This window comes from Hymenobacter sp. YC55, from assembly GCF_029433095.1.
In the GTDB taxonomy this organism is placed as follows: domain Bacteria; phylum Bacteroidota; class Bacteroidia; order Cytophagales; family Hymenobacteraceae; genus Hymenobacter.
Genome location: NZ_JARNTX010000004.1, coordinates 205,803 through 222,761, shown reverse-complemented (window position 1 = coordinate 222,761; position 16,959 = coordinate 205,803). Strand labels below are relative to the sequence as shown.

General features: G+C 52.7%; 16 protein-coding genes and 1 tRNA gene. 4 read left to right on the top strand and 13 right to left on the bottom strand.

What is annotated here, in order from left to right; all coding sequences use genetic code 11:
* Positions 1–102: 102 nt before the first annotated feature.
* Positions 103–1,431, bottom strand: coding sequence for an ethanolamine permease (eat, locus tag P1X16_RS23575; protein ID WP_277234410.1), 1,329 nt, complete (start codon positions 1,429–1,431; stop codon positions 103–105).
* A gap of 304 nt (positions 1,432–1,735) precedes the next feature.
* On the opposite strand from eat, the gene P1X16_RS23570 reads away from it, so the two are divergent.
* The gene (locus P1X16_RS23570) at positions 1,736–2,197 is read left to right on the top strand and encodes a cold shock domain-containing protein (RefSeq protein WP_277234408.1); all 462 of its coding nucleotides are present in this window, start codon (positions 1,736–1,738) and stop codon (positions 2,195–2,197) included.
* A 95-nt stretch (positions 2,198–2,292) separates the two neighbouring features.
* Here the strand turns inward: P1X16_RS23570 and P1X16_RS23565 are convergent, their stop codons facing one another.
* Positions 2,293–3,423, bottom strand: a complete 1,131-nt coding sequence (locus tag P1X16_RS23565) for a putative sensor domain DACNV-containing protein (protein WP_277234406.1) — start codon at positions 3,421–3,423, stop codon at positions 2,293–2,295.
* Positions 3,424–3,718: 295 nt separating this feature from the next.
* On the opposite strand from P1X16_RS23565, the gene P1X16_RS23560 reads away from it, so the two are divergent.
* Positions 3,719–4,573, top strand: coding sequence for a DUF5694 domain-containing protein (locus P1X16_RS23560; protein ID WP_277234404.1), 855 nt, complete (start codon positions 3,719–3,721; stop codon positions 4,571–4,573).
* Positions 4,574–4,660: 87 nt separating this feature from the next.
* Here the strand turns inward: P1X16_RS23560 and P1X16_RS23555 are convergent.
* The 5 genes from P1X16_RS23555 to P1X16_RS23535 form a co-directional block, all read right to left on the bottom strand.
* A tRNA-Asp gene (locus P1X16_RS23555) sits at positions 4,661–4,734 on the bottom strand.
* A 235-nt stretch (positions 4,735–4,969) separates the two neighbouring features.
* The gene (locus tag P1X16_RS23550) at positions 4,970–5,629 is read right to left on the bottom strand and encodes a porin family protein (protein ID WP_277234403.1); all 660 of its coding nucleotides are present in this window, start codon (positions 5,627–5,629) and stop codon (positions 4,970–4,972) included.
* 107 nt (positions 5,630–5,736) lie between these two features.
* The gene (locus P1X16_RS23545; protein ID WP_277234401.1) at positions 5,737–6,075 is read right to left on the bottom strand and encodes a hypothetical protein; all 339 of its coding nucleotides are present in this window, start codon (positions 6,073–6,075) and stop codon (positions 5,737–5,739) included.
* A 272-nt stretch (positions 6,076–6,347) separates the two neighbouring features.
* Entirely contained in the window at positions 6,348–6,818 is a 471-nt protein-coding gene (locus tag P1X16_RS23540; RefSeq protein WP_277234399.1) for a hypothetical protein, read from the bottom strand.
* A 199-nt stretch (positions 6,819–7,017) separates the two neighbouring features.
* Complete coding sequence (locus P1X16_RS23535; RefSeq protein ID WP_277234397.1) at positions 7,018–8,244, bottom strand: S41 family peptidase; 1,227 nt, start codon at positions 8,242–8,244, stop codon at positions 7,018–7,020.
* 320 nt (positions 8,245–8,564) lie between these two features.
* On the opposite strand from P1X16_RS23535, the gene P1X16_RS23530 reads away from it, so the two are divergent.
* Positions 8,565–10,238, top strand: a complete 1,674-nt coding sequence (locus P1X16_RS23530; protein ID WP_277234395.1) for a hypothetical protein — start codon at positions 8,565–8,567, stop codon at positions 10,236–10,238.
* Positions 10,239–10,313: 75 nt separating this feature from the next.
* The gene (locus tag P1X16_RS23525) at positions 10,314–11,276 is read left to right on the top strand and encodes an HTH domain-containing protein (protein WP_277234394.1); all 963 of its coding nucleotides are present in this window, start codon (positions 10,314–10,316) and stop codon (positions 11,274–11,276) included.
* 128 nt (positions 11,277–11,404) lie between these two features.
* Here the strand turns inward: P1X16_RS23525 and lpdA are convergent, their stop codons facing one another.
* The 6 genes from lpdA to P1X16_RS23495 all read right to left on the bottom strand — a co-directional run bounded on the left by lpdA (position 11,405) and on the right by P1X16_RS23495 (position 16,625).
* Positions 11,405–12,811, bottom strand: coding sequence for a dihydrolipoyl dehydrogenase (lpdA, locus tag P1X16_RS23520; protein WP_277234392.1), 1,407 nt, complete (start codon positions 12,809–12,811; stop codon positions 11,405–11,407).
* A 412-nt stretch (positions 12,812–13,223) separates the two neighbouring features.
* Positions 13,224–13,643 carry a hypothetical protein gene (locus P1X16_RS23515; RefSeq protein ID WP_277234390.1) on the bottom strand — a complete coding sequence of 140 codons (420 nt, stop codon included), beginning with the start codon at positions 13,641–13,643 and terminating at the stop codon, positions 13,224–13,226.
* A gap of 143 nt (positions 13,644–13,786) precedes the next feature.
* Complete coding sequence (locus P1X16_RS23510; RefSeq protein WP_277234389.1) at positions 13,787–14,482, bottom strand: carboxypeptidase-like regulatory domain-containing protein; 696 nt, start codon at positions 14,480–14,482, stop codon at positions 13,787–13,789.
* A 65-nt stretch (positions 14,483–14,547) separates the two neighbouring features.
* A complete protein-coding gene (locus tag P1X16_RS23505; protein ID WP_277234387.1) occupies positions 14,548–14,991 on the bottom strand; it encodes a hypothetical protein in 444 nt (147 codons plus the stop codon).
* 146 nt (positions 14,992–15,137) lie between these two features.
* Positions 15,138–15,518 carry a hypothetical protein gene (locus P1X16_RS23500; RefSeq protein ID WP_277234385.1) on the bottom strand — a complete coding sequence of 127 codons (381 nt, stop codon included), beginning with the start codon at positions 15,516–15,518 and terminating at the stop codon, positions 15,138–15,140.
* A gap of 456 nt (positions 15,519–15,974) precedes the next feature.
* The gene (locus P1X16_RS23495; protein WP_277234383.1) at positions 15,975–16,625 is read right to left on the bottom strand and encodes a Crp/Fnr family transcriptional regulator; all 651 of its coding nucleotides are present in this window, start codon (positions 16,623–16,625) and stop codon (positions 15,975–15,977) included.
* Between the last annotated feature and the right edge of the window lie 334 nt (positions 16,626–16,959).

The following is a 16,959-nucleotide window of genomic DNA, read 5'->3' as shown; positions in this document are numbered from 1 at the left end:
ACGAACCTTACGCTCAAAGTACGAGTCGTTATTATCAAGGCCTTTTAGGCGGAAGAAGGTCCTTCGGCTACCGCCTCAGGATGACAGAAGACGCAAGCTGAATTACAACACGGGTTTGTTTGCCACCTCGCTATTCTTCGCCAAGCCCAGCAGCACATACAACCCTAGTAATAACCCCAGGCCCACGAAAAACACCAAGCTCAGCAGCCAGTTGTAATACACAATAGCCCCCAAGCTCACCACCGACAGCACCGTGGCAATTAGCGGAAACCAAGGGTAGAACGGCGTAACAAACGGCCGTACCAAGTTTGGTTCTTTCTGCCGCAGCACAAACAAGCTAAGCAAACTAATCAGGTACATCAGCACCGCGCCCAGCACCGACAAAATAATAAGCTTGTCGGTGGTACCCGTCAGCAGCGATACGCAACCCACTACCCCACCGGCCACCAAGGCCCAGTGCGGCGTCTGAAACCTCAGGTTAACGCGGGCCAGAAAGCCCGGCAGATAGCCAGCTCGTGCCAGCGCAAACACCTGCCGCGAGTACCCGATGATGGTACCATGAAAAGAAGCCACCAAGCCAAACAAGCCAATGCTGGCAAACACTTTAGTCCAAGGACTTCCTTTGCCCAGCGCATAACTCAACGCCTCGGGTAGCGGGTAGTCGATGGTGCTGAGGCGGTGCCAGTTGGTGACGCCGCCGGTAAGGACCATTACGCCTAATGCCAGGAAAACTAACGTGAGCAGTCCATACGTGTAGCCAATCGGGATGGTGCGCCGGGGGTCCTGCACTTCCTCGGCCACCATGGCTACGCCCTCAATGGCCAGGTAAAACCAGATGGCGAAGGGCAAGGCTGCAAATACCCCCGCGGCCCCAAAGGGTATGGGGTCGGCGAGGAAATTGCTGGCTTTGAAATGCGGCGCTACCAGCCCCATAAATAGCAGCAGCTCGGCCACAGCCAGCAAAGTAACCACCAACGAAAACAGCGCCGACTCCTTGATACCCAGCAGATTGATGCCGATAAACAGCACGTAGCTGCCTAGCGCTGTTGCCAACACGGGCACGCTCGGATACAGGAAATGCACATAGCTACCCAAAGCAAACGCAATGGCGGGTGGCGCAAACAAGAATTCCACCAGCGTGGCATAGCCAGCCACAAATCCTCCCACCGGCCCTAAGGCGCGGTGCGCGTACGCAAAAGGTCCGCCTGCTTGCGGAATAGCGGTAGTTAGCTCGGTGAAGCTGAAAATGAAGGTAACGTAGAGCACCGTAATCAGGAGCGTGGCTACCAGAAACCCTACAGTGCCCGAAACGGCCCAGCCGTAGTTCCAGCCGAAGTATTCGCCGGAAATAACCAGCCCCACCGCAATAGCCCACAGGTGCAGTGGCCTCAACACTTTTTTTAAAGCAGGCGGCGAAGCGGCGTCGTTCATACACGAATGTTATATGGGAAGCTAAGCCCTTAACATAGCGCTAATTGCGCAAAATCCGGCGCCCTTGCTGGCTTATAGCTGAATTGCTTTGAGGATAAACCCATTCTCTCTGCTCCAACAAGCACATCCCGGATTCAGCAGAACAACTCAGTAAACAGGCCTGAGCAAGCACCTGCCCCAAGCGCACAAGTGGTTTGCCCTTCACTCCCTACTGAACTTTAGCTTGTGCTTCATTGTAATAGTCTATACTATATTTGAAATGCTTAACTTTATAAGCATTCAGACCAAAACCAAACCAACACACATGGGGAAATCCCAAGCAAGCTTCGGTAAGAAAGAGAACGAGAAAAAGCGCCAGAAGAAAAAGATGGACAAGGAGGAGCGCAGAGAAGAGCGCCAAGCTGCTGCCAAAAAAGGGCTAAACCTTGATGAGATGCTTGCCTATGTAGACGAGAACGGCAACATCTCGACCACTCCCCCCGATCCTACCAAGAAAAAGGAAATCAAAGTCGAAGATGTCCGCATTGGGGCATTGAAGCAGGAAGACCAGGAGCAGGACGATCCCATCCGGAAGGGTACGGTTACGTTCTTCAACGACTCGAAAGGCTACGGCTTCATCAAAGACCTACAGACGCAGGAGAGCGTTTTTGTGCATGCTAACAGCCTAGGAGGCATCACGATAAAAGAGAACGACAAAGTAACTTTCGAAGTGGAAATGGGTCAGAAAGGCCCTAGCGCTGTCGGGGTGAAAAAGGCAGTCGAGTAGGCTAGCTTATCAACAACAAGCGGCGGCAGTTCCTAGGAGCTGCCGCCGCTTGTTGTTACTGGCCAGTAGTATGTGTCGCGCACTTGGGGTCTGCGCTACAACAGCAGCACATCGATGCGGTGGGCGTGCACCATTTGCAGCGTTTCGGACCAAGCGAATACCGTGAAGTAGCCGTCCTGCGAAGCTACTAGCGCCAGCGCATCGCGCTGGTCATACACGAATTGGGCTGCCGCCAAGTGCCGGGTACCGCCGTTCTGCGCCGGGTGCAGGTACCGGGCCTCGCTGTCGACTACGGGCTCCGTCAGCACCATCTTATCGACGGGTACGCTGGTCTCGGCGCGGGCTACTTTCACGCCGAAGGCCAGCAAATGATAATCGCGCGTTATGACCGTGGCGCCGTCTACGGCCGTGAAGCCACCCACAATGCCAATGGCCCGTTGGATTTCCTCGCGCCACTTCCATTTAGCCTGCTCCTGCTGCCGCCCTTCCGCTATGCCGATATAAGCTGGTCGCACAGGGTAGGTAATGGGCTTCACAATAGACTCTTGCCACTGCGTGGAATTAGGCGGTACCACCAACACCAAGCCGCCCCGGCCATGGGCCCGCATCACGGTGGCTAGTTCGCCAAGCACGTTGTCGGTTTCGCCGGTGGTGGTGGGCAAGCTGCGGCCCGGCAAAAAAGCTTGTAGGGCCGGGCAGTCGTCCATGGCTGCGCTTTCGGCATCAACGAGTTGGAGCTGGTCGCCGCGCAAGATGGCCACGTTCACAAACTTGCCGAAACCATCGGCGCGGCGGTGCTTCACTACCAGCAAGCCGGGCTCTACCACTTCTATCACCAAACACAGCGGCGGTATGCCGGTGGCCGTGCCCCACACGTAAAGACCTTCCTCGTCGTACCACACGCCCAGATGAATACCGGGCAGCTCCACGGCGGGCGCCAGCTTGAGTAGGTTGTACGGGATAAGCCGGCGCTTACTGAACACCACCGGCTGCGTGGCTTGCTCGGGCTGCAGCAGGGCCAGCGAAATCTTAGGCGGGTACCCTTCTTCGCGGCGCAGGCTCGCCCAAAAGGCAGCATCAATCATCACCTCCACTAGGTTCGTCGACGGTGGCGAAGCCAATACTTCTGTGTTCTGCGCAACGGCGGCCGCGTGGTGGCGGGCAAAGTGGGTTTCAATCATGGGAGCGACCACACGGGCCGCCAGGTAGGTGGGTTCAGAAAGCATATTCGGCAAGTACGGAGCTTTTGCGGTTGGATGCTACTCCTTTATACTCGTCTGTATGGTGGGAGGGTGGTGCCCCAAGGGCGGTACTTCGGTGCTACACATTGTGTAGCGGCCCTAACGTGCTCTACCCTATCTTGTTCGGGCAAGGCAAGCAAGCCCGACGGCATTATATTGAGCACAGTCGCCCGTACTGCCGCTTTAGAGTAGCTTTCGGCGCCTAACGTTCCTGCTGCTACACGCATTAAGTAAACAATTCACTAGCTTCTTTTCGCTTTATTTCTCCACAACTCCTTATATGAAAAGAGTTTACCTCCTACTGCTGCTCTTGTGCACTGTTACCGCAAGTGTTGCCCAAACCAAGCAAGCCGAGCTGCTATTGATTGGCACTTTCCACTTTCACAATCCGGGGGCTGACTTGGCCAAGATGAAAACCTTCGATGTGATGGCACCGAAAGTGCAAACCGAACTGGAAACCATCACCAACAAGATCAACCAGTTTGCGCCCGATAAAATTTTCGTGGAATGGTCTTCCGACGACCAAGCCGGGCTTGATGAGCTCTACATGCAGTACCTCGGTGAGAACTACGAGGAATACATCAAGACGAAATACCCGAATCCGAAAAGCAGAGACTTTTATCTGAAAAACGAGATTGTTCAGCTGGCTTTCCGGGCCGGCAAAAAAGCGAAGCTGACCAAAATTTACGCCCTCGATTACAACAAGACTTCTTTCCCCTACGACAGTGTGATGAAGGCAATGAAAGAAGCTCAGCAAGAAACCTTGATTAAAGGCATTGAAAGCGATTTGAAAGCCGTAGAAACAAGCTTCAACAAGAAAGTAGAAACCTCCACCCTCACGCAGATTTTACTGGATTTCAACACCAAAGAAGACCTCAAGGCCAACAAAGCCTTCTACATCGACAGGTTGAACAGAGCGGGCACTACCAGCAACTTCGCCGGCCCGTACTTGGTGTCTGAATGGTATCGGCGCAACTTGTACATGTATTCGCTGGTGCAGAAATCAGTGCAAGCGTCCGACGACAAGGTAATGGTGCTGGTCGGTGCCGGACACGCCGCCATGATGAAGGAATTCATCGAGTTAGACCACCGGTTCAGAATACAAGAGCTGAAAACCGTCTTGAAAAGCAAATAGCTAGCAGGGCGAATAACAACATAAAAAAGCCCCTTAGCAGAAGCTAAGGGGCTTTTTAAGCTTTCAAGCAATTACTTGCTTTCGAAGCGGTCCGGACGGGACTCGAACCCGCGACCTCCGCCGTGACAGGGCGGCATTCTAACCGACTGAACTACCGAACCATTTTCCTTAGCTGAGCACGAGTGCTTTTCGCTAAAGTGCTGCAAAGGTAAGAGCGAATTTGATACTTACAAGAAAAAAACTGCTTCTGTGGGACAGAAAAGCTTTTTTCTCTCTTGAAAACAAGGCGTCGCGCCTTGTTCTTGATTCCATTGCACTCGTTATCAGAAAACTATGAACCTATATAACATCGGCACCTCGCGCGCAGAATTACAGGCCTTATAAGAAGACTTGTCTTTAGGAACCGGTCTTGAATAGGTAGCTCACAGAAGCTTGCATCACTTGGTTCTTTAAGCTACCGCCGTAGTTATAATAGGCTATAGGCCCGTGAGTGAGGGAAACAAGGCCACTATAAGCTCTTATCCCCAACCGAAATCCAGCCGGCAACTTCACTCCTGCGCCGGCGCATAAGCCAACATCAAACCGCCGGTAACGATTGGTAGCGGACCGATCGACGTCGTTTTGGGTAGTGCCCCAAATATATCCTAGCGACTCGGTGCCCTCTTCGTGAGCAGCTAGCAGATAACTCGCTTGGGGTCCAGCCTCCAGAAAGAATTTACCAAGATTAGCTTTCACTAGAATAGGTACAGCTAAATAAGTTAGCTGCAAACGATAGTCACCTTGGTAACCGCCATCGGCAACTCTGTAATTTACCACCTGTAGATTGGTGCTTTGACGGCTGTATTGCACCTCGGGGAGTAAGGATACCTTATTGGTCAATTTGAGCTCATAAAATATCCCCGCGTGGTAACCTGTCTTTCTACTTGCGCTAGCCTGTTGATCTTCTTCCGATTGAATGGAGAGGGTAAAAGAATTTACTCCTGCTCTTAATCCAAATTGAGCTTGGGCTGTACCAGCAAGCAACAGGATGCACAGGATAATTATGATACGGCTCATATCAGTGGAGTTAAAGCAAGCAATCACTTGCTATTACCCACTAGAGTCTCTATCCGCATTGAAAGTTGCAAATGCAAGTTCCACTAGATGGTTACCAGTGCTCAGCATTAGTCCAGAATATGCTTGCTTTTCTTGCTCCGGTGCGGTGTTTTTCTAAATGGAGGCGCGGGCGTTTCTTTCTCGTCCGTCATCTTGGCTAGGGTTTGCTCGGCTGCTTTGGCATCCGGCGAGGCGTCGGTTGCGGAGCCAGCTTCTGCTTGCTTTTTCGCCACATACGTCAGGCCAGCCGCTAGCAACGCTATGCCGCCTACTATCTTTTGGCCCGTGCTCAGCTTACCGATTTGCTTGGTGACTTTGCGAAACTTCTTGAGTGCTATAGCTGCTTCATCCAGCAAGTCGTCTGACTGAATGCCTTTCTTCGAGTGCTTCTTCTTGTCCTTAGCCATGAGAGTGACGAGAAAACTTAAAACTGGGTCCGCTACAAGTACAATGCTTTTCAGCGCTGCCTCTGTGGGTTCGTTATTCGCAAGGTTTGCTGTCAAGGTTTCTTTTTCCACACACTGCTTTTTATCACTGCTCCCTAGCAGAGGTCTTACTCTTGAGCTTGCCCGCAACTTATCTGATGCCCTACTCCCGCAAAGTTTAAGAGAAAAGAACTGGAATCTTTAGGCGACGATTCACTTGCTAGCTTTCTACGGCAAAACTTATGGCTGCTTGTTCACTGTTCGTTTAGCGTACTTGCTTGCTGAGCTTGGTTCCGGCTTATCCACATCCGAAGCGCAATACCAAACACCGCCAGCCCCCAGATACCAATAAAAAGCAAAACCCAAGTCAGGGTGCTGGTTAGCTCCCCAAACGCATATTGCATCTGGTGGGTGCGCATAAAATGTAAAGCAATAGCCAGGAAGTAAATCGACCAGTATTGCATGTACACATAAAAGGCAACGGACAGCGCAAAAAGCGTCGCAACCACGGCCTTCTTCCTGAAAAGCATTGCTGACAGTGCCATAAAGCCAGCATAAAGCCCGGCGCCAATTAGTATCCCGCCAATTCCTCCTTGCAACAGGAACACGGCCTTTACCTCCTTTTCACCGGCATACGCAAGCACAGGCCAGAAAAGGCAGCCCCCAATCACGATACCTCTGAGTATATTCTTCATCAGCAACGCACGCAAAAGCCAGAACCGCATCTACGTGGTTTTGCGCTCTGGGTGGGGCTGAATAGTCCTGACCACAAGCTGATTCGCTACAGAACAAGGTTGGGCTGCATCCTGCATTAAGTCTTCCGGGGTTGCTAGAGCACTGAAGCGAGCAGTTGCTAAAGCAATAGCAGCTTCAGTAGCCGCTCGCTTTCAATGCTAGCACCTGCTCCTGACAAGGTGGAAGTGTTTAGGGTTTGCGGGTATTCTGGAGAAGCTGCACAGCGGCGGCTAGTGTTGTATCGGCAGTGCCTTCTGCATTGGGATTGAGGCGCTTGGCAGGCACGAAGTTTTCCCGGGGCAGTTTATCAACCCGGTAAAGTCGCTCGGTGGGAATGTTGAAGCCAAAGCTTGAATTTGGCAATCGAAACGAAGTAATAGCGCCATTGAGGCGAGCCATTTCGGTGCCCATAATGGTGGCTCGGCGCATGGCATCAAACCCAATCGTAATGCCCTCACCCATGCTGCTCGTCCAGCGGCCTACCAGCACCACCAGAGGCCGGGTGTAAGGCCGCGGCCTTGGCGACACCAGTTCCAGGGTGCTACGCTTGACGCCGAACTCCTGTTCTTCGGCCGGAAACTCGTGGCGCTGATACGGCTGCTCCTCGGTTATAAAACGACCCATGATGGCCCGGGCCACGGTGGTATTGCCGCCACTAGGCGTTTCCCGCAGGTCCAGGATAAGGCCTGTGGTGGCAGCCAGCGCATCAAGGGTACTGTCGAAAGCAGCCATCAGGCGGTTGTCGCCTAGGCTGTTATTGATTTTGATGTAGCCGATGGTGCCTAGCTGCTGACTTTCGAGCAGGCGCGGATAACGGATGTTCTCCAACTGTGCAGTTGGTGCGTCGGGGTACAGGTCGCGCTGCTTGCCTTGGGCGCGTACCGTCAGCTTGCGCGGGGTGTTGTGGGTGCCGGCCAAGGCTTGGTTGAGAGCTACTTCGCGGGCGGCTTCGTCTACGGTTTTCAGGCAATGACCTAGCAGAGGTGGCACCGCTTGCGCAATAGGCCTATCGTTCACCGCTATGATTTCCATACCGGGGCGCAGGCCGCTCCGCTCAGCCCCGTAGCCTGCGCGTACGGCTACCACCACGGGCTTGCCCTGCTGATAGTGTGCCCACACATCCGTGCCCGTAGGCAGCAGGCGGCGCGAATCGGGCAGATTAGTGGAGAGAGAAGCGTGGTTGTCGTAGAGTTCGTTGAGGGCGTTTTCTAGTAGGCGGGTAAACGCGGCCTTGGTAGTGATGGCCGGCAGTTGCGCCGCGTAGTACGTGCGCACCTTCGCCCAATCCGTTTGCTTTTTGTCGAAGTAGCAGTAGTTCTCGTTGACGGTCGTCCAGAAATAGTCGAAGTCTTGCTGGTACTGCTCCGGCGTGAGCTTGGTTTGAGCCTGGAGCGTAACGGGCAGAAGAAGCAACAAGAGCGCACACACCAGGCGCTGACAGGTATAGAGCACTGCGGAAAAGCTTAGGAACGAGAAAAGAATTGCTCCACCTAGTTACTAAAACCGCTTGGTATTACATGATCCTAATTGCCGGATCACCTCACCCCCGCCCCACCTCGCTTAATGCGCGACTTCCTCGGGAAGAAGGGCACCAGGCAACTTCACCGACCTCGTCAGAACATCCCCTCTCCCGGAGGGTTCTGCGCAGTAAGTAGAGTGGGACGGGGCGCGGTCACGCTAGGCCACCTGCCGGCAAACCCGTATTTTGCACTCCCTTGTGCTCTCTATCCTATTTTATGTTCTCTGTATCATTCCGAGCTTTTTTCTGTAGTATTATTCTCCTGCTGACTACTTGCATCGCCCGTGCCCAAACCGCGCCGTCCGAAGCCGAACTAAACGTCTTCTACGACCAGCTCAACGCCTACCGCACCGAGCGCTACCAGCCGCTACCCGATTTGGAAGCCCTGCAGCTACCCTCTACCTTCTCGGGCGCCGACTTGCAGGCCTTGCACTTAACCGACCGCCACATCGTGCGGGTCGACCTCGTGTACACGGCTTTCCGGCTGAACCCGACGTTCAATCAGCGCCAGCTCAACCTTAGCCGCATCCGGAACCTGGCGGCCGGGGTGCCGGGTCTGCTGCAGGACGAGTCCGTGACGTGGACGCTGGTGGAGCAAACCGGCTGCAACAGCCCGGCCGCTTGCCAGCCGTTTTTCCATGGATTTGTGGTGTACGTGGCTCGGCACGCCACCGCCGCCACCAGCCGCGCCGACCTCGACAGCCTCACGCGCAAGCTGCGCCTCCTGGAAAAGAAGCACCCCAAAGCCAGCAAGAAAGCCCAAGGCAAAAAGGTGGCCTGCAACCTGCCCACCACCCGCTTCAGCAACCGCCAAATGGCCCGCCGCCTGCGCCGGCTCTACCACTGCTCGCAGCGCGATGCGCAGCTGGTGAAGTTTGAGCTACGGGTGGCGGCTAATGGCACTATCCAAACCGTGAAGGTACAACCCACCGGCAAGCCGCTGTGTACAACCGAGCTAGAAGAAGCCATCCGGAAAAGCGTGGTATTCAGCTCCGGTTTCCCCATCAACCGGAAGATGTTTCCGTTTATTGCCAAAGGCGCTATCCGGCTTCCCATTGGCCCTTTTCAACTACTAGGCGAGGCCGATATGGGCTTCACCAACTTCGCCCTCCCCGATTCGGCGGCCCGGCTCTACCGCGTCTTCCTGAAAAAGAAGAACAAGCAACACAAAAACGACTACTGCGAAGCGCGCATCACCAAGAAAGGCGAGCTGCTGGCCGCTGCAGATACCGCCGCCGATGAGCTGGCCCTGCCGCCCGATGCCAACGTGGTTACCCGCGTGATGCAGCGCCACCCCGAGTGGAGCAAGGAAGTGGTGGTGACGGACGTAACGGGCAGCATGTTTCCCTACACCTACGACCTGCTAGCCTGGCTGCAACTCAGCGCCCTCGAAGACGAGAAAACCTTCGTGTTCTTCAACGATGGCAACGACCAGCCCGACAAAGACAAGCGCGTAGGCAAAACCGGCGGCCTCTACCACGTAAAAACTGACAGCTACGAAGCCATCAAAAGCAAGCTCATCGAAACAATGAAAGCCGGCGGGGGCGGCGATGCGCCCGAAAACGACGCCGAAGCCCTGCTCTACGCTCAGCAACTTACAGCCGCTCCCGACTCCACCGACCTTATCCTGATTGCCGACAACTACACCTTCCCCCGCGACGCCAAGCTCCTCAAAAACACCACCGCCCATGTCCGCATCATCCTCTGCGGGGTTCACGACTACATCAACCCCAAGTACCTCGCCCTGGCCCGCAAGCACAACTTCTCCCTGCACACTATCGAGGGCGACATCGAGAACCTAAGCAAGCTGCTAGAAGGCGAAACCATCACCATCCAAGGCCAGCAGTACCTCGTGACGAAAGATGGTTTTAAGCTGGTGCAGAAGACGTGAAGGAAAAAAAGAGTCGAATCATAAAGCGTATACTTCCTTTTTAATCACAACTCAATCCTGCATACCAATTACACCATGACTATCAAAGAAGCCATTCTTCAAAGTTTAGAGGATTTGGGCAATTTAGCTACCTATAATGAAGTTTGTGGGCATGTGGTCCAAAAGAAATATTATGATTTTGGACAGGCCAAAACACCAGCTGCTACAGTTTCAGCTATGCTAGGCAGTTTTATCCGAAATGGTGATTCGAGGGTAAAGAGGATAAGTACAGGCAAAGGCAACTTTAGTTATTACCTAAGCAAAAATGAAAATGCAATTTTCCCTATTGCAACTACATCTATACAAGTCACACAACTACCTAATCAGAAAAAGACCTCATACAGTGAACGATCCTTACATAAATTATTCAGCACATACCTAAAAAGCGTTGGCATATCTACCAAAACTATATACCACGAACAATCTGTAAACAGCAAAGACAATAACCAAAAATGGATTCATCCAGATATGGTTGGAGTTGAGTTTACTCGTCTGCACACAAGAACCAGTCAAAGCCTTATTAAGTCTATCAGTGTTGCAGAGTCGTTTAAAATAACTTCGTACGAGCTCAAGCGAGAGATAAACACCGATTATGATTTGAAACAAGCCTATTTCCAAGCTGTTTCAAACTCGAGCTGGGCGAACTATGGTTATTTAGTCGCCTTCGAGATAGGTGATAATTTGAGTGATGAAATAAGTCGACTCAATCAATCATTTGGTATTGGGGTAATTGAGCTAAAAGCAAATCCTTACGAAAGCAAAATTATTCATCAATCTAGATTTAAAAGTCTTGATTTTAAGACAATTGACAAGCTTTGTCATATTAATAATGATTTTGATAAGTTCATTGATAAAATAGATAAGATACTGAAAGCGGAAGACCGATATATAAGATCTAGCGAGAAAGAGCTGGAAGAATTTTGTGATAATTACTTTTCATCAGATACTGAGATTACATTATATTGTAAAGAGCATAACATTCCAGATAAAGACAATTAAATGACTAATTATCTTCCATTAAAAATATATATCAGCGGCAATCAGATTAGCTATTACTGTAAAGCCAAAAGAGGTCGATACTCTTAGGAGTACCGACCTCTTTTGGCTTTCTAACGCTTAACCCGAAATTACATATGAATTGCCCGGTTCTCGGTGGCAGCTAAACAGGCTTCCTTCATGGCTTCGGCGTAGGTGGGGTGAGCGTGGCTCATGCGGGCCACGTCCTCGGCGGAGGCGCGGAATTCCATGGCAGTTACGGCTTCGGCAATGAGGTCGGCGATGCGGGGGCCGATCATGTGCACACCCAGGATTTCGTCGGTTTCCTTATCGGCCAGCACTTTCACGAAGCCGTCTAAGTCCATGGAGGCGCGGGCGCGGCCCGAGGCACGGAAGGGGAACGAGCCGGTTTTGTAGGCCTTGCCCTGCTCCTTTAGCTGCTCTTCGGTGTAGCCCACTCCTGCCACTTCCGGCCAGGTGTAGACCACGCCGGGGATGAGCAGGTAGTTTACGTGCGGCTTCTGACCTACAATGGTTTCGGCCACGAACACGCCTTCTTCCTCGGCCTTGTGGGCCAGCATAGCGCCCCGAATCACGTCGCCGATGGCGTAGATGCCGGGCACGTTGGTTTGCAGGTGCTCATCTACCTTGATGCGGCCGCGCTCTTCCATTTCTACACCAGCCGCTTCCAGGTTCAGGCCCGCAGTGTAGGGCACGCGGCCCACGGCTACCAGGCAGTAGTCGCCTTCAAACTTCACTTCCTCGCCTTTCGGGTTGGTAGCGGTTACGGTCACGGTGTCGCCCTCGCGGGTAGCGCCGGTTACTTTGTGGCTCAGGAAGAACTCGATGCCAATTTTGCCCAGGATGCGCTTCAGCTCTTTGCCGAGGGCGCGGTCCATGGTCGGGATGAGCGAATCCATGAACTCTATAATAGACACTTTCGCGCCGAGGCGGGCGTACACGGAAGCCATTTCCAGGCCGATTACGCCGCCGCCAATCACAATCATGTGCTTGGGCACTTCCCGGATGTTCAGGGCCTCGGTGCTGGTAATGATACGCTGCTTGTCTTGCTGAATGAAAGGCAGCACCGTTGGCTTGGAGCCCGTAGCTATGATAACGTTCTTCGTCTCGATCTGCTGCTCCTCGCCGCCCGTGGTGGGCTGAATGCGGATGTGGTTCTTGTCGACAAACGAACCCACGCCTTTCAAGACGTCGATTTTGTTTTTCTTCATCAAGAACGCAATACCGTCGACGTTGGCCTTCACGACGCCGTTTTTGCGGTCGATGAGTTGGTTCATGTTGATCTGCAGGTCGCTCAGCTCAATGCCATGCTCCTTGAAGGTGTGACCAGCATTGTGGAAGTGCTCCGTCGAGTCGAGGAGGGCTTTGCTAGGAATGCAGCCCACGTTCAGGCAGGTGCCGCCTAGAGTGTCGTATTTCTCGATGAGGGCCGTTTTGAGGCCAAGCTGGGCGCAGCGGATAGCCGCTACATAACCGCCTGGACCGGAGCCGATGACGGTAACGTCGTATTGGTTCATACTCAGAAGGTGAGTTCGGTGGAAATCAACGGCCACGAAGGTACGAACGGCGAAGTTGTTAACTGGTGAAATTCTGAGATATGCCTTACGCAAACGATGACGCTCCCGAAATAATCTTTACTTCGCTTCCAGCCCACTACTTATCTGCCCGTTACAGACTAGCAAACAAGTCTGCCACTAGCAACAGCTCGGACAGCTTTTTCACTTGCGCAAAGTCCTAAAAGCTTTTGCGGCATATAGAGGCACTCGCTCTGCACCAGGCTCCGTGAACAGTGCGGACGCCAGATCAAGCAGGACGACCTTTTTGCTTACTATCCACACACCCAACATTTGGGCCTATATGTTGTACAGCAAAAAGCTCCTTCCCTGGTTAAGAGAAGGAGCTTTGCATATAGAACAACACGCTGTGCAGCTAAGCTTCCAACTGGCTTACTTGTGCCCGCAGCACTTCCCGGGCGATGCCCAGATTGGTGTACTGCGCCGACACCGCCAAGTATATAAACCGGCTGCTATCAGTAGTCAGCTGGAGCAAGTGCAGTTGGTTGGACAGCGTGATAAGAATATCATCGATGCGCTCGTCGGCCAGCTCCAGGGCGGCCATGGCCTTCTGTTTTTGCCTTACTACTTCGGCATTAAAGGAGGCCGCCGTAGTGGGGTTGATGGTGGCAGTGGAATGCGCGGCCAGGCTAGTGCCTGAGGCTACATCTACCACTGCCACCGCTAGCAACTCGGGCAGTTCTAAGAGCACCTGCTGCACCACCCGAGCGGCAAGCGGGTCGGGAGCGGCCGGCTTCTGTTTGGGTGGTCTTCTTCGGTACGATTTCGGTTTCACGCAGACAGGTTACGAAAGCTGTTTATTACTCTTTGTGTGTTGCTGGTCGGCTCATGCATCGTAGCGCCCGACAACGAGTACTTCACAGCCCATGCACTTCCCAACAACTCTTTACTCTTTACAATGCTAAACGCAGGTTGCGCTTAGAACTGCCACCAGTGGCGCTTCTGCGCCTTCGTTTTCGGCAGCAGCGTTACGTTGGTGGTGCTACTTCCTTTCACGGCCATCTCCTCGTCCTGGTAGCCACCGTAGCCATACTTGAGGGTGCTGGTGCCAGCCGGAACGTGCATTACGTACTCGCCGTCAGCGTTGGTTGACACGCCGTGGCGGCTGCTTGGGTGCATAACAGTAGCACCGATCAAGGGAGCACCATCTTCGTTGAGGATGCGGCCACGCACCGTAATCATGCGGATGGAAGAGGCAGCTGCCGAGGTAGAGGCGGCTTCCAGTCCTGCCTCGCTTGGGAGCATCATGGTTTCGGTGGGCAGGCTTTCCACAGTACGGTCGGTGGGCAAGCTAGTGCCAGCAAATACCATCGTGCCGAGCAGGGCCGTTACGGCAACCATGGTGGTAGCGCGCCGACGGAAACGCACGGGCTCGGCCCGGATGTGCTGCACTTGCTTTTGCACCCAGTTTGGCGTAGCCAAAGCCGCTGGCTCTTCGCTGTGCAGCTCCTGCCAGCGGTTGAGGGTTTCGTGGGCCTTATCGGCATCCCGACGTAGGTACTCTTCTACTGCCTTAGCTGAAGAACGGCTCAAATCACCGCTTAGGTAGGCATCACGATAAACGGCTAGCAGTTCGCCGGTTTGCTCATCGAAGGGAGAAGCTGTCAATTTCATAAGAGTAGGGAAACTAGGAAGTGAGAGTTTAGAAGAAGTCTAATGAGAGTACCGTAAGCGGCCTGCTAGGCATTGCAGGTGCGCAACACGGTCCGGGCAATGCCCAAGTTGGTGTCCCGAGAGTCGACGACGGCATACAAGAAGCAGCGACCATCGGGGAGCAGCCGCGACAAGTGCAGCTGCGTTTGAAGCGTAATCAAAATTTCCTCCAACTGCTCCTCGGCTGGCAGCAGCAGCGCCTGCATGGCGAGGCGCTGCTGCCGAATCACTTCGGCGTTGAACCCTACCACTTTGCTGATATTGAACTCCCGCGCGGTGGTGTAAGACGCTAAAGTCTGTCCTGAATCTATCTGCACTACTGCCGCTCCTATTAGCTCCGGCAGCCCCGTTAGCACTTGCTGGAGTAGCTGTTCGGCGGCGACCGACTCTGGACTAGAACCTGCGGGCACAACCTTATCGACGGTAGGTCTGGCTAGTGCCTGTAAGCGTTGAAGAAATGGTATCTGCATATAAGGCCTATGAAACACGCTGGCGCACCTAGTACCCGGCGATAGGCAAAAAATATGTTCGGCTTCCTCGCGAAACCGCCCCTCTCTCTTTCCTGGCCCTGCAGCCAACGCTGCCAGCTACAAGGCCAGAAAATGCACCAGCCGAATTAGCTCAGTTGGCTAGCGTGGGTACGGAGCACGTCGCGGGCAATAGCTAAGTTGGTGTCGCGGGTGTTTACTACCAGGTAGATAAACTTGGTACCGGCATCGTTGAGCCGAATAAGATGCAGCTGATTGGTAAGGCTAATCAGGATGTCTTCAATCTTTTCGCCGGTCAGCTTGAGGGCGGCCATTGCCTTCTGCTTCTGTTTTACCACTTCGGTATTGTAGGCCGCGGCAGTATCAGGATTGAGGCTGGGCGAATTAGAGTGGGAAGCGAGGCTCATGCCGGAAGTGGTGTCAACCACTGCAACGGCAGTTAGGCTAGGCAGGTCGGTAATTACGTCCTGGACTACTTTACCAGCGGGATTGTTGACTGAATAAGCCATTTACTTTCTAGGATAAAAAGGGGTGAGGGAAATGCCGATTCGTTCACGCTTTTGGTTGCCTTTTCTACCGGAAGCAGGCCCACGCGTTGGCCTACCGTAGAGGTAAAATGTAGCAGTCAATAAGCCGGTTTAGAAACTTCCTGACTCTGGACCAATCGTCGCAGAAACAGGCTGACTTGGTTTACAAATCTCCCTAATTCCCTACCTAGAAAAAATGATTATCGTCAAGATCAAAAATGATTCTTGTCAAACTTTTCCCACGCTCTACAATGTGGGAACCCATTATGGGATCAATAAAATTATATTTATGCTAACTTATACAACAAGCACCATAAAAACAACTCTCCCCGCCCGGTTTTTTTCCGAGCGGGGAGATACGAGCAAAGAAACCGACTGGATTTAGGAAGCGAAAAACAACTCTTCAGAGCCTCTTTGGCTTGGGTTAAAAGCGGCTAGCTAGTCGCTGAGCGTAGAAATTTGGGTAAGCTTGTCTAGGTTCAATATCCTGATGCGGCTTCCCTGGGTTGACACCAGGCCTTCGTCGCGAAATTCGGAAAGCAGCCGGCTAGCCGTTTCTTTGGCGGTGCTGGCCAAAGCTGCCAGATCGTCGCGGGAAATTGGGATGCTGAAAACGGTATTCGTGCTTGGCCGAAAGACATCGTGCAGCAACAGCAGTGCTTCGGCTACCCGCTCCCGTACCGACTTGTAGGCAGTATTCAAGATTCGTTCTTCTGCCTCACCTAAGCTCTTAGCCAACAACCGAGTCAGCGAATCAGAAAATTGCGGGTTTTGCTCGATGATGCTAAGAAAGTCGAGGCGCGGCACTTGGCAAACAATGCAGTCGGTGAGGGCTACCGCGGCAGTGGTATACACACTGCCAATCATCAACGACCGATACCCGAGCACGTCACCTTCTTTAGCCAACCGAATAATTTGCTCTTTTCCGTTGGCACTCACCTTCGAAACCTTCACCTTGCCCTGATGAATGCAGTGTAAACCGCCGATCCGGCTGCCTTGCTCGAAAATTATCTGCCCTTTCTGGTACGACTGGTGCACTTTCCCCCCCGAAATCATTGCCAGTTCACTGAGTTGGCAAGAACCCAGCAATGACTTATGAAGATGCGGGCAATTCTGGCAATGGGTTGGGACAAGTGGCGTTACCATATTCTTATTTTCTAGCGCTTATTACTCCAGCTTCCGTTATCTATCTCTCCTTTGTTTCTGTTTCTTGACTAGAAGCCGAGAAACAGCACTAGTAAAATTACAATCCAGTTTAAAACCTACTTACTGACGAGCTTACGCACCATAGTACCATTCAGGCAACTACAAAAGCACTTCTTTTGTTCGGTTGACAGCCTTAAATTAAACTGCTTTAATGTACAAAAGTACACATAACAACTTTATTATGAGCAAAAATTATCTAAAGCACTAAATAGGGGTA

Coding starts and splice junctions, on each gene's coding strand:
- eat (WP_277234410.1), bottom strand. CDS start 1,431: ATGAACGACGCCGCTTCGCCGCCTGCTTTAAAAAAAGTGTTGAGGCCA.
- P1X16_RS23570 (WP_277234408.1), top strand. CDS start 1,736: ATGGGGAAATCCCAAGCAAGCTTCGGTAAGAAAGAGAACGAGAAAAAG.
- lpdA (WP_277234392.1), bottom strand. CDS start 12,811: ATGAACCAATACGACGTTACCGTCATCGGCTCCGGTCCAGGCGGTTAT.
- P1X16_RS23550 (WP_277234403.1), bottom strand. CDS start 5,629: ATGAGCCGTATCATAATTATCCTGTGCATCCTGTTGCTTGCTGGTACA.
- P1X16_RS23545 (WP_277234401.1), bottom strand. CDS start 6,075: ATGGCTAAGGACAAGAAGAAGCACTCGAAGAAAGGCATTCAGTCAGAC.
- P1X16_RS23530 (WP_277234395.1), top strand. CDS start 8,565: ATGTTCTCTGTATCATTCCGAGCTTTTTTCTGTAGTATTATTCTCCTG.
- P1X16_RS23560 (WP_277234404.1), top strand. CDS start 3,719: ATGAAAAGAGTTTACCTCCTACTGCTGCTCTTGTGCACTGTTACCGCA.
- P1X16_RS23500 (WP_277234385.1), bottom strand. CDS start 15,518: ATGGCTTATTCAGTCAACAATCCCGCTGGTAAAGTAGTCCAGGACGTA.
- P1X16_RS23525 (WP_277234394.1), top strand. CDS start 10,314: ATGACTATCAAAGAAGCCATTCTTCAAAGTTTAGAGGATTTGGGCAAT.
- P1X16_RS23540 (WP_277234399.1), bottom strand. CDS start 6,818: ATGCGGTTCTGGCTTTTGCGTGCGTTGCTGATGAAGAATATACTCAGA.
- P1X16_RS23510 (WP_277234389.1), bottom strand. CDS start 14,482: ATGAAATTGACAGCTTCTCCCTTCGATGAGCAAACCGGCGAACTGCTA.
- P1X16_RS23505 (WP_277234387.1), bottom strand. CDS start 14,991: ATGCAGATACCATTTCTTCAACGCTTACAGGCACTAGCCAGACCTACC.
- P1X16_RS23565 (WP_277234406.1), bottom strand. CDS start 3,423: ATGCTTTCTGAACCCACCTACCTGGCGGCCCGTGTGGTCGCTCCCATG.